The organism is Actinomadura sp. HBU206391 (assembly GCF_014323665.1).
Taxonomy (GTDB): Bacteria; Actinomycetota; Actinomycetes; order Streptosporangiales; family Streptosporangiaceae; genus Actinomadura_C.
This window is the reverse complement of the sequence record NZ_JABVEB010000018.1, coordinates 35,650-47,597: the sequence shown is the minus strand read 5'-3', so window position 1 is coordinate 47,597 and position 11,948 is coordinate 35,650. Positions and strand designations below refer to the sequence as shown.

11 protein-coding genes are annotated in these 11,948 nt (G+C 71.6%); 9 read left to right on the top strand and 2 right to left on the bottom strand.

Annotation, left to right across the window (positions count from 1 at the left end):
- The first annotated feature begins 101 nt into the window (after window positions 1–101).
- Window positions 102–764, top strand: a complete 663-nt coding sequence (locus HKK72_RS10000; protein ID WP_187234004.1) for a hypothetical protein — start codon at window positions 102–104, stop codon at window positions 762–764.
- Between the two features lie 48 nt (window positions 765–812).
- Here the strand turns inward: HKK72_RS10000 and HKK72_RS09995 are convergent, their stop codons facing one another.
- Window positions 813–1,901 (bottom strand): aldose epimerase family protein, encoded by a 1,089-nt coding sequence (locus HKK72_RS09995; RefSeq protein WP_187234003.1) that lies wholly within the window; start codon window positions 1,899–1,901, stop codon window positions 813–815.
- A complete protein-coding gene (locus HKK72_RS09990) occupies window positions 1,898–2,926 on the bottom strand; it encodes a LacI family DNA-binding transcriptional regulator (protein ID WP_187234002.1) in 1,029 nt (342 codons plus the stop codon). The genes HKK72_RS09995 and HKK72_RS09990 overlap by 4 nt, the downstream gene beginning before the upstream one ends.
- A gap of 364 nt (window positions 2,927–3,290) precedes the next feature.
- Between HKK72_RS09990 and HKK72_RS09985 the strand changes: the two genes are divergently transcribed.
- From HKK72_RS09985 to HKK72_RS09950, 8 genes are all read left to right on the top strand, one after another.
- Window positions 3,291–4,214: a sugar ABC transporter permease gene (locus HKK72_RS09985; protein ID WP_315987171.1), complete on the top strand. Its 924-nt coding sequence runs from the start codon at window positions 3,291–3,293 to the stop codon at window positions 4,212–4,214.
- On the top strand, window positions 4,211–5,128 hold the full coding sequence (locus HKK72_RS09980) for a carbohydrate ABC transporter permease (RefSeq protein WP_315987170.1): 918 nt from the start codon (window positions 4,211–4,213) through the stop codon (window positions 5,126–5,128). Before HKK72_RS09985 ends, HKK72_RS09980 begins: the two co-directional genes overlap by 4 nt.
- Complete coding sequence (locus HKK72_RS09975) at window positions 5,125–6,117, top strand: NAD(P)-dependent oxidoreductase (protein WP_315987169.1); 993 nt, start codon at window positions 5,125–5,127, stop codon at window positions 6,115–6,117. The genes HKK72_RS09980 and HKK72_RS09975 overlap by 4 nt, the downstream gene beginning before the upstream one ends.
- Window positions 6,118–6,271: 154 nt before the next feature.
- Window positions 6,272–7,189 (top strand): 5-dehydro-4-deoxyglucarate dehydratase, encoded by a 918-nt coding sequence (locus HKK72_RS09970; RefSeq protein WP_187234001.1) that lies wholly within the window; start codon window positions 6,272–6,274, stop codon window positions 7,187–7,189.
- Window positions 7,186–8,283, top strand: a complete 1,098-nt coding sequence (locus HKK72_RS09965) for a mandelate racemase/muconate lactonizing enzyme family protein (protein WP_187234000.1) — start codon at window positions 7,186–7,188, stop codon at window positions 8,281–8,283. The genes HKK72_RS09970 and HKK72_RS09965 overlap by 4 nt, the downstream gene beginning before the upstream one ends.
- A 51-nt stretch (window positions 8,284–8,334) precedes the next feature.
- Window positions 8,335–9,480 (top strand): Gfo/Idh/MocA family protein, encoded by a 1,146-nt coding sequence (locus HKK72_RS09960; RefSeq protein ID WP_187233999.1) that lies wholly within the window; start codon window positions 8,335–8,337, stop codon window positions 9,478–9,480.
- On the top strand, window positions 9,477–10,373 hold the full coding sequence (locus HKK72_RS09955; RefSeq protein ID WP_187233998.1) for a PmoA family protein: 897 nt from the start codon (window positions 9,477–9,479) through the stop codon (window positions 10,371–10,373). The genes HKK72_RS09960 and HKK72_RS09955 overlap by 4 nt, the downstream gene beginning before the upstream one ends.
- On the top strand, window positions 10,370–11,932 hold the full coding sequence (locus HKK72_RS09950) for a glycoside hydrolase 43 family protein (protein WP_187233997.1): 1,563 nt from the start codon (window positions 10,370–10,372) through the stop codon (window positions 11,930–11,932). Before HKK72_RS09955 ends, HKK72_RS09950 begins: the two co-directional genes overlap by 4 nt.
- Window positions 11,933–11,948 lie beyond the last annotated feature (16 nt).

Sequence of the window (11,948 nt, the reverse complement as noted above, 5' to 3'; positions counted from 1 at the left end):
AATCGCCGGCCGGACCCACGCGGGGGCTGGGCCTGATCAGGGTTCGGCTTGAGGCCCCTGGGCCCACGCTCGCCGTGCGTCCGGATTCCTACGCTAGGCGAATGAGGATCACCCGGGAGACAGCCCCGGAAAAGCGGGATCCGTGCTCCCGGCTCCACCTTCGTCGTCGCGACCGCGGCGAAGGGTCGGTCTCTTATCTCGGCATCGTCTTGCTGGTCGGCGCGATGACACTGGCGTTCGTCACCAGTGGAATCGGCGGCGAGATCGTGTCGTCGGCCCAAGCGGCGATCTGCCGGGTCGCCGGCGAGGAATGCGCCGCCCCGGCCTCGAACACGAACAAGAACCAGGCGGAGAAACCGCGGACGAGTCCCACCCCTTCTCCGCCCCCGGCTTCGCCCACGGCCGCCGCCGGCCCCGACCCCGGAAAATCGACGCCCTCGGCCGACCTGGGCCCCGAACCTGGTCTGCGTGACAGGATGTTGCGAGATCTCGACGATGCGCGATGCCGGGTCAGTTTCCAGTGCGACTGGGCCCGAGCGGCCCTGATAATCGCCATCTGGAGACATCCGGGCGGTCTTGAAGCCGTGGACTGGGTCAATGACAAAGAGATCTTGATCATCGGGCTGCCGATCGGCCGCGGTGAGCGCGAGCCGGTGCGGTACGACCGCAAGAAGAGAGCCATCTACCTCGACACAGAGGCGCCCGACGCCACGGTGGCGAAGGAGTTCGTCAAGCTGGTCGGAGAACTCCAGCGCGGCGGCTGAGCGCCGTCCGCCGGCGTCTCACCGCCGACGCACCACAGCGGCTCTCTGTCAGCGGCTCCCGAAGCGGAAGACGGTCGTGGAGGCGTGCTCCTCGCCCGGTCGCAGGACCGTCGAGGGGAAGTCCGGGTGGTTCGGCGAGTCGGGGAAATGCTGGGTCTCCATACAGAGTCCCGAGCCCTTGCCGTAGGCGCGCCCGCTGATGCCCGCGACGCTGCCGTCCAGGACGTTGCCCGAGTAGAACTGCACGCCCGGCTCGGTGGTCAGCACCTCCATGACCCGCCCCGACTTCGGCTCTTCGACCAGGGCGGCCGGCTCGAGCGCACCGGGCGCGGACTTGTCCAGCACGTAGTTGTGGTCGTAGCCCTTGCCGATGAGCAACTGCGGATGCTTCTCGCCGATCCGCTCGCCCACCGCGCACCCTCGGGTGAAGTCGAAGGGGGTGCCCTCGACCGGCGCGAGTTCACCGGTCGGGATCTGGCCCTGGTCGACCGGCGTGTAGCGACCGGCGTTGATCGTGACCCGGTGGTCGTAGATCTCGCCGGAACCCTCGCCGGCGAGGTTGAAGTACGAGTGGTTGGTGAGGTTGAGCACCGTCGGCCGGTCCGTGGTCGCCCGGTAGTCGATGCGCAGCGCGTCGTCATCCGTGACGGTGTAGGTCACGGAGACCTGGAGGGCGCCGGGATAGCCCTCCTCGCCGTCGGCGCTCAGGTACCCCAGGCTCAGCCGGCGCTCACCGGCGTCGAGGACGTCCCACACCCGCTTGTCGAAGCCGCGTTCACCGCCGTGCAGGCTGTTGGGCCCGTTGTTGCGGGCCAGCCGGAACTCCTCGCCGTCGAGCTCGAAGCGGCCGCCCGCGATCCGGTTGCCGTACCGCCCGACGACCGCCCCGAAGTACCGGCTCCTGGTGAGATAGTCGTCGAGCGAGGCGCAGCCGAGGACGACGTTGGCCGGCCGCCCGTCGCGATCCGGCACCTCGATCGTCTGCACGGCGCAGCCGTAGGTCAGCACCCGCGCGCGCAGACCGCGGCCGTTGTCCAGCGTGTACCGCGCCACCGGCGTGCCGTCCGGGGTGACCCCGAGCCGCTCCACCGTGCTTCCCGTGCTTCCCGTGGTGTCGTCTGCGGTGCCGTCGGTCATGATGCCTCCCTGGTCAGCCTCGAGGTCGGCGGAGGCGCCGGACTCGGCCGCGCGGCGGTCGAGTCGCGAACGATGAGCGTGGTCTCGAGAGTGGTCTGCGCCGCGCCGCCGGGCTCGGAGGAGCCGACGAGCTGCAACAGCATATCGACGGCGCTGCGCCCCGCCGCGACGGTCGGCATGGCGACCGTGGTGAGCTTCGGCCGGCCCAGCCGGGCGGGCATGATGTCGTCGATGCCGACGACGCTGATGGCGCCGGGCACCTCGACGCCGAGATCGGCCAGCCCCTCGATGAGGCCGATCGCCACCAGGTCGTTGTAGGCGAGCACGGCGGTGACGCCCGCGCTCAGCACCTCGGGAGCGGCGATCTGACCGCCGTGCTCGGTGGGCGAGTTCGGCCCGAGCACCACGAGTTCGGCGCCCTGCGCCCGGGCCGCGAGGGCGGCCGCGTCGCTGATCTCATGACTCGTCCACGACCCTTCCGGGCCGACGAGCAGGGCGAGCCGCCGATGGCCCAGCGCCGTCAGGTGCTCGACCGCGAGCCTGGCGCCGTGGCCGACGTCCATCAGCACGGCGGGCAGTCCCTTCACCCGGCGGTTGACGACGACGAACGGTACGTCCTTGCGCAGCCGGTCGATGGCCCGGTTGGACAGCCGCGGGCTGCAGAGCAGCACCCCGTCGACCTGCTTGGTGAAGGTCTGGATGAGCTCCTCCTCCACCCGCGGGTCCTCGTCGGTGTCGGCCACGAAGACGTGGTAGTCGCGCTGTCTCGCGTGCGCCTGGGCCGCCTTGATGAGCGGCGGGAAGAACGGGTTGGCGATGTCGGCGACGATCAGGCCGATGTTGTGCGTACGGCCCGTGGTGAGCGCCCTGGCGGCGCGATTGGGCCGGTAGCCGAGCTCGTCCGCCACCGCCAGCACCCGGGCGCGGGTCTCCGGGTTCACCAGGTGCGGCGCCGAGAACGTGCGCGACACCGTCGAGACGTGCACGCCACAGGCCCGTGCGACATCCCGGATCGTTACTGCCACCGTGCTCCTTCCGTGGGCAGCGGACGGCTCATTAATACAAACGGTTGCCGCCCGAGTCAACGGGAGATCGACTTCGCACGGAGCCGACGGGCGCGCTCGAACGCCTGCCGCACCGCGATTTTCGAGCGCTCTTCCATCTCAATCAGATACACCCCTTGACGTTTCGGCGAGATGTCGCAAGTGTTTCTTGCAATCGGTTGCCGTGATGCTCACCACACAGCGACCGCCCCGGCCGCAGACCCGACTCCCCGGCACCCTCACCCTGACCGCTACGACGACACCGGCGCACGCGAATCTAAGTAAGCGCTTTCCAGTAACCGGATCACCGATACGACACACGACACGGCAGTAAGGAGTCGCGCTCGTGGCAACTGCCCAGGCGAGCCCGGCACGGCGCGGACGGCGCCGGTCCGGTCGTGCGCCTCGGACGCCCTATGCCCTCATCGCACCCTCGGTGCTCCTGATGCTGGGCTTCCTGGTGTACCCGATGGCCACGGTCATCTACTACAGCCTGCAGCACTACAACGTCACGCAGCCCTGGGACAACGGCTTCGCCGGCCTGGAGAACTTCCGCGAACTGCTGTTCCACGACGAGTTGTTCTGGCAGAGCCTGTGGTTCAGCGTGAAATGGGTCGCCGCGACCGTCGGCCTGCAACTGATCTTCGGGTTGGCGCTGGCCCTGATCGTCAACGAGACGTTCGTCGGCCGCGCGGTGTCGCGGGCGATGGTGTTCTCGCCGTGGGCGGTCTCGGGAGTGCTCACCACCAGCATCTGGATCCTGCTCTACAACCCGACGACCGGCTTCACCCCGTACCTCGCCGAACTGGGGCTGGCCGAGCACGGCTCCTCACCGCTCGCGAGCCCCGGCACGGTCTTCCCCGCCGTCGTGCTCACCGAACTGTGGCGCGGCGTCCCGTTCTTCGCGATCCTGCTGCTCGCCGATCTGCAGAGCATCTCCAAGGATCTCTACGAGGCGGCCTCCGTGGACGGAGCCACCCGTCTCCAGCGGTTCCGGCACATCACCCTGCCGCACCTGCGCGACGCGATCGTGCTGGCCACGCTGCTTCGGGCGGTGTGGGAGTTCAACAACGTCGACCTGCTGTTCACGCTGACCGGCGGCGGCCCCGCGCACCAGACGACGACGCTGCCGCTCTACGTCGCGCAGAAGGCGGTGACCGCCCACGAGTTCGGGTACGGGTCGGCGCTCACCACCGTCGGCTTCGTCATCCTGCTCTTCTTCTCGATCCTCTATCTGCGGCTGAGCAAGTTCGGAGGTGAGCGGGCGTGACCCGCCGTACGACCGCCGTGACCGACCGGACGCCGGAGCCCCCGGTCACCGCCGAACCGCCGGGCGGGCCGAAGGCCCCGCTCAAGGCCACCGAGCGCGGCCGGCCGAGCGGAGCCCGCCGGTGGGAGATCTATGTCCCGCTGGGGCTCTACCTCGCGTTCACCCTGGTCCCGTTCTACTGGATGCTGCTCTACGCCTTCCGGCCGTCCGGCCGGACCGGCTTCCTGCCCTGGCCGCTCACCCTCCAGCACTTCGACACGGTCTGGAACGGCGTCGGCTTCCGCGTCTACTTCGAGAACAGCGTCAAGGTGGGCCTGACCGCCCTGGTCACGACCACCGTCGTCGCCCTGGCCGGCGGGTACGCGCTCGCGCGCTACCGGTTCCGGGGCAAGCAGCTCTTCATGATCGCCATGCTCTGCACGCAGTTCATCCCGGGCGCCATGATGCTGATCCCGCTGTTCGAGATCTTCCGGCATCTGCACCTCGTCAACAGCCTGTGGAGCCTGGTCGTCGCCGAGACGGTCTTCCAACTGCCGCTCTCGCTCATCCTCATCAGCGGGTTCGTCAAGAACGTCCCGGTGGAACTGGAGGAGGCGGCGTGGGTGGACGGCTGCTCCCGGCTGCGCGGGTTCTTCGTCGTCGTCCTGCCGCTGCTGCGCCCCGGCCTGGTCGCGGTCGGCTCGTTCGCGTTCATCCACAGCTGGAACAACTTCCTGTTCGCGCTGATGTTCGTCAGCGCGCAGGAGAAGTACACCGTGCCGGTCGGTCTGAACTACACCATCGGTGAGTTCGGCGCCGACTTCGGCTCGCTCGCCGCCGGTGGCGTGGTCGCCGCCCTGCCCGTCGTGCTCGTCTTCGCCGTGATCCAGCGCTACCTCGTGCAGGGTCTCAGCGCCGGGGCGGTGAAAGGTTGAGCGGCTCCTCCTCCGGCTCCCGTCCCGGCCCCTCCACCGGTTCCCGTCCCGGCCCTTCCACCGGCCCGGCGAACGTCACCCCCCTGCCGCCGGGCTCGCGCGTCCTCGTCACGGGCAGTTCCGGCCGATTCGGTCGCAGCGTGGTGACGGCACTGGCCACGGCCGGTCACGAGGTCATCGGCGTCGACCCGGCACCCGGAACTCCCCGCGACCACGCCGCCGCCGTACTGCCCGCCGACCTCACCGACCTCGGCGAGGCCTACGAGGCGATGGCGCGGTTCCGGCCGCGGGCGGTCGTGCACCTGGCGGCGATCGCGACCCCGTTCAGCCGGACCGACGGCTTCACCCACCGGGTGAACACCCAACTCGCGTTCAACGTGTGCGAGGCGTCCGTGCACAGCGGGGTGGAGCGCGTCGTCGTCGCGAGCAGCCCCACCGTCATCGGGTACGGGGCGCCGCACGGCTGGGCCCCGGCGTACCTGCCCATCGACGAGGAGCATCCGGTGGCACCGTGGAACGCCTACAGCCTGTCCAAGCTCGCGGCGGAGCACACGATGCGGATGTTCACGCGCGCCGCCGGCGACCGGGTCCGGTTCGCGGCCGTTCGCCCGTGCTTCGTCGTACCGCCGGAGGAGTGGGAGGGCGCGCCCACGCAGAGCGGCCACACGATCCGCGAGCGGCTGGACCGTACGGACCTGGGCGGCCAGTCGCTGTTCAACTACGTCGACGCGCGGGACGCCGCCGATCTGGTGCGGTTGCTGCTCGACGGCGTGCCCGGTCACCCGAACGGCGAGGTCTTCTTCGCCGGCGCGGCCGACGCCCTGGCCGCCGAACCCCTCGCGGACCTGCTGCCACGCCACGTACCCGAGACGGCTCCGCACGCTGCGGCGCTCACCGGCAGCACGCCGGCCTTCTCCATCGCGAAGGCCGAACAAGTGCTGGGCTGGCGGCCCGAACGCAGCTGGCGGACGGAGATGAGAACCCCGTGAACGCGAACAACTACATGATCACGACTCACCGCGACCAGGGAGGAACACCCACCCCACCCACCAGCCGTGATCATGCACTTGTTCGCGGAAACCCGGCCGGCGGCGACATCCCGCGCGTGCACAACTGCATGATCACGGCGGGGAGGGGGCGGTCATGGAGCTGAGCGGGGTGCTGTTCTTTCCCGTGACGCCGTTCGACTCCGGCGGCGAGGTGGCCGCGGACGTCCTGGCCGAGCACATCCACGCGGGGCTCACGCACGGCCCGGGCGGGGTGTTCGTGGCCTGCGGGACCGGCGAGTTCCCGGCGCTCTCGACCGGGGAGCACGAGCTGGCCGTACGGACCGCCGTCGACACCGTCGACCGCCGGGTGCCCGTGATCGCGGGGGCGGGCGGGCCGCTCGGCGCGGCACTGGCACAGGCCCGGCAGGCCGCGGCGGCCGGCGCGGACGGGTTGCTGCTCATGCCGCCCTACCTCGCGCAGGGGCCGGCGGACGGCCTGCGGGCCTACGTCAGGGCCATCGCCGAGGCCGCCGGGCTGCCGGTGATCCTCTACCAGCGCGGAGGCGTCGTGCTCGAGCCGTCGGCCGCCGTCGCGCTCGCCCGGCTGCCCGGGGTCGTGGGGCTCAAGGACGGCATAGGCGACATCGACCGGATGGCGCGCATCGTCGCCGCCGTTCGCCGGGAGATCGGCGCCGGCTTCACCTTCTTCAACGGGCTGCCGACCGCCGAGCTCACGGTGCCCGCCTACCGGGGCATCGGCGTGGACCTCTACTCCTCGGCGGCCTTCTGCTTCGTTCCCGAGGTGGCCGTCGCGTTCTGCGCAGCCGTCGACGGCACCGATCCGGGCCTGGCGCACGCGCTCATCACCGAGTTCTATGCGCCGCTAGTGGAGCTGCGCGGCAAAGTGCCGGGTTACGCCGTATCGCTGGTGAAGGCGGCCGTGCGGCTGCGCGGGCTGGAGGTCGGCCCGGTCCGGCCGCCGCTGGTCGACCCGGCGCCCGAGCACGTCGAGGAGCTGTCCCGGCTGATCAAGGTCGGGCTGTCGCTCGTGGGCGGGGAGCGTGGCCGATGAGCGCCATCGCCGATCTGCGCAGCACCGTGCACCGAGTGCCGATGACGCGGCCGTGGGGGCCGGACATGTCGCACATCCAGGTGATCGTGTGCGAGCTGACCACCGATGACGGCCGTACCGGCACCGGCTTCTCCTGGGCTCCGTGGGTCGGTGGACGAGCCGTGCACGCACTGCTCGAAACCGATATCCGGGACGCCGCGATCGGCCTGCCCGTTCACCCCGAGGTGGTCTTCGACCGGCTCTGGTGGCACCTGCACGAGGCCGGGCGGGGCGGGCTGACGACGATCGCGCTGGCCGCCGTCGACCTGGCGCTGTGGGACCTGCGCGCGACCGGCGGCCTCGTCGACGCGATCGGCCGGCGCCGTGACACCGTGGAGGTCTACGGCAGCGGGGTCAACCGGCACTACTCGCTCGACGAACTGATCGCCCAGGCCCGGCGCTGGTCGGAGCAGGGCCACACCGCGGTGAAGGTCAAGGTGGGGCGGCCCGAGCTGGCCGAGGACGTCGACCGGATCGCGGCGGTGCGCGACGTCATAGGCCCCGACGTGCGTCTCATGATCGACGCCAACCAGCTCTGGGACCTGCCGCGCGCCCTGCGGGCGATCGACGCACTCCGGCCGTACGGGCTGCACTGGGTCGAGGAGCCGATGCCGGCCGAGGACGTCACCGCGTATGCGCGGCTGCGGGCGAGCGTCGACGTCCCCATCGCGCTCGGCGAGAACACCTACACCTCCTATCAGTTCCGCGACCTGCTGACCTCGGGCGCCTGCGACATCGTGCAGCCCAACGTGGTGCGGGTCGGAGGCATCACCCCATTCCTGCGGATCACCGAGCTGGCCCGTACGTTCGACGTCCCGGTCTTCCCGCACCTGCTGCCCGACATCTCCGGTCAGCTCGCCTGCTGCCTGCCGCTGCCGGCCATGGTCGAGGACGTCGAGGACGCCTCGTTCGCCGCGCTCGGGCTGCTCACCGAGCCGTACCCGGTGCGGATCGAGGGCGGGCTGCTCCGGCCGGGCGATCATCACGGCCTCGGCCTGCGCTTCGACCCGGCCCGGCTGGCCGCCACCGAGATCCGGCCGGCCGGCGATCACTGACCGGCCCATGGAGCCATCGGGCCATCGGGCCATCGAGGGAGAGGAGGACGCGTGACGGCTACGAGTGTCGTCCTCGCGGGCGCGCACGGCCACGGCCGCATGCACCTGCGCAATCTGCGCAGGCTCGCCGACAGCGGCCTGGTGCGTCTCGCCGGGGTGTGCGACCTGATCCCGGTCGGCGACGACGCGTTCGACGGGCTGGGCCGGCCCGAGCAGTCCAGCGACCTGCCCGGCCTGCTGCGCGACACCGGCGCCGAGATCGCCATCCTCGCGACCCCCATCCACACGCACACCGAGCTGACCCTGGCCGCCCTCGCCGAGGGCTCGCACGTGCTGCTGGAGAAGCCCCCGGCGGCGACCTACACCGACTACGAGCGGATCGTCGCCGGCGCCGACGGGTCCGGGCGGGTCTGCCAGGTCGGTTTCCAGAGCCTCGGCTCACGTGCGCTGCCGGCCGTACGCGAGCTCATCGACGAGGGTGCGATCGGCCGGGTGCGCGGCATCGGCGCGGCCGGGTCGTGGTCGCGCGACTCCGCCTACTACGACCGGGCGCGGTGGGCGGGTCAGCGCCGCGTCGACGGGGCCGACGTCGTTGACGGAGCGCTGACCAACCCGTTCGCGCACGCGCTCGCCACGGCGCTGAGCGTGGACGGCAGCGAAGGGCCGCAGGCGGTCGGCGACATCGAGCTCGAGCTCTTCCACGCCTTCCCGATCGAGAGCGACGACACCTCGTGCCTGCGCCTGCGCACGGCGAAGGGCACCGTGATCACGGTCGCGGTCACCCTGTGCGCGCCGCGGCGCAGCGAGCCGTACGTCGTCGTGCACGGCGACGCGGGGCGCATCACGCTGTGCTACACCCGCGATGAGGTCCGACTTGAGCGCGCCGACGGAACGGTGACGGTCGACACCCATCCGCGCGTGGACCTGCTCGAGAACCTGATCGCGCATGTGCGCGGTGACGCCGACCTGCTGGTGCCGCTGCGGCGGACCGGCGGGTTCATGCGGGTGCTCGAAGCGGTGCGGACGGCGCCGGATCCCCGGCCGATCCCCGAGGACGCCCAGGACATCACCGAGGAGGACGGTGTGGTCGGTCATGTGGTGCACGGCATCGAGGAACTGGTCGAGGCGAGCGCCGAGTGGCTCGCCCTCTACTCCGAACTCGGCGTCCGCTGGGCCGGGCAGAAGGAGGTCCGATGACCGGCGGGCCGGCGGGCGACACGGTGGACCTGCGGCTCGACCCCGAGGGGCGGCCGCTGGCCCGGTACGTGTGGCGGCCCGAACTGGCCGCGACGCTGGCCCCCCGGCCGTACCTGCATCCGGTGTGGACCCTCGGCGGCACGGAGGTCACCGAGCTGATGCCGGATGACCACCTGCACCATCTCGGGGTGTCCGTGGCCGTGCCCGACGTCGGCGGCCGCAACTTCTGGGGCGGCCGCACGTTCGTACGCGACCAGGGGCCGACCTGGCTCGGCGATCACGGCGTGCAGCGGCATCTCGGCTGGTCCGCCCTCGCCCCCGACTCCTTCGGGCAGTCACTGGTGTGGACCGGGCCCGACGGCGGGGAGGTCCTGCGCGAGGAGCGGACCGTCTCGCTGCGCCCGGTCGGCGACCATTGGGCGCTCGACTTCGCGTTCGCGCTGACGAACGCGACCGGCGAGCCGCTCGCCATCGGCAGCCCCGCGACCAATGGGCGGCCGGGGGCGGGTTACGGCGGCTTCTTCTGGCGGGCGCCCGGTTCCTCGACCGGCATCCTGGTGTTCACCCCCGACGCCGTGGGCGAGACCGCGGTGCACGGCACGCGGGCGGACTGGCTCGCGATGAGCGGCACCGCGCCGGGCTCACGCGGCTGGACCCTCGTGTTCGTGCCGGGTGACGAGCGGACCCGCGCGGACCTGTGGTTCGTCCGGGCGGACGAGTACCCCGGCGTCGGCTCCTCGCTGGCATGGGAGCGCTCCCGGGACGTGGCCCCCGGCGACTCGGTGCGCCGTCGCGTCATCACGATCGTGGCCGACGGGCTGCTTCCCTCCGACCGCATCGCCGCACTCCGCCGGGACGCATGCGCGGCGGGCGAGGGGCGTGACGGGCCATGACATCCAGCCTGCGGGCCGCGCCCTGGACCGCCGACCTGGGCGACGGCACCTACCGCAACCCGGTGCTGAACGCCGACTGGTCCGATCCGGACGCGATCCGGGTGGGCGAGGACTTCTACCTGGTGGCCTCCAGCTTCCATCGGGTCCCCGGCCTGCCGGTGCTGTGGTCCCGCGATCTCGTCAACTGGACGATCATCGGGCACGCGCTCGGCGAACTCGAGCCCGTGGCGTGGTTCGCCCGTCCTCGGCACGGCTGCGGAATCTGGGCCCCGGCCATCCGCCACCACGAGGGGCGGTTCTGGATCTTCTATCCGGATCCCGACCACGGCGTGTTCGTGGTGACCGCGGGCGATCCGGCCGGCCCGTGGAGCCGGCCGCACCGGCTCAAGGCGGGTCTGGGTCTCATCGACCCCTGTCCGCTGTGGGACGACGACGGCCGGGCCTACCTCGTCCACGCCTGGGCCAAGAGCCGTGCCGGATTCAACAACCGGCTCACCCTGCACCGGATGAGCCCGGACGCGACCCGCCTGCTCGACGCGGGAACGATCGTCGTGGACGCCGATCTGATCCCCGGCTATCGCACGCTCGAGGGCCCGAAGCTCTACCGCCATGGCGGCTGGTACTGGATCTTCGCGCCCGCCGGAGGCGTCCCAACCGGCTGGCAGTCGGTGTTCCGCGCCCGTGACCCGTTCGGGCCGTACGAGCACCGCGTCGTGCTGGCGCAGGGCGACACCGAGACCAACGGCCCGCACCAGGGCGCGTGGGTGACCACCCCGTCCGGGCAGGACTGGTTCCTGCACTTCCAGGACCGGGGCGCATGCGGTCGGGTGGTGCACCTGCAGCCGATGCGGTGGCGCGAGGACGGGTGGCCGGTGATGGGCGCCGACGACGGCACCGGCCGCGGCTCACCGGTGCCGGCCCACCGCAGACCGCTGGTGCCGAGACCCGGCCCGGTGTGCGCGCCGGCGGTCGACGACGATTTCAGCGGGCCCGGGCTCGGGCCGCAGTGGAGCTGGCAGGCCAACCCCGATCCGGCGTGGTGGTCACTGTCGGCCGCCGGCCTGCGGCTGGTCTGCCGGGGCGCCGGCCAAGGCGGCGACCTGCGACGGCTGCCCAACGTGCTCGGCCAGCGGTTGCCCGCCGGGCCCTGCACCGCCACGGTCGCCCTCACCCTGGACTCCACCGTCGCCGGCGCGCGGGCCGGCCTCACCGTGCTCGGCGAGACGTACGCCTTGATCGGATTGGAGCGCACCGCCGGCGGACTCGCCCTGGTGCACCGCACCGCGCCGGCCGGCGAACCCGAGACCGACGCCGCGGCGCGTCGCCCGCTGCCGCCGGGACGCGCCACGGCCCATCTCGCGGTGCACATCACCGCAGGCGCCGTGTGCCGGTTCACCGCGGACGTCGGCGACGGCCCTGAACCGGTCGGCGAACCGGTCACGGCCACCGCCGGACGCTGGGTCGGCGCCACGCTCGGCCTCTTCGCCGTCGCGGGAACGGCCCTCGCCGGCCACGCCGACTTCGGCGCGTTCCGGGTGACCGGAGAGGCGCGCCCATGACCGTCAGAGCAGTGAC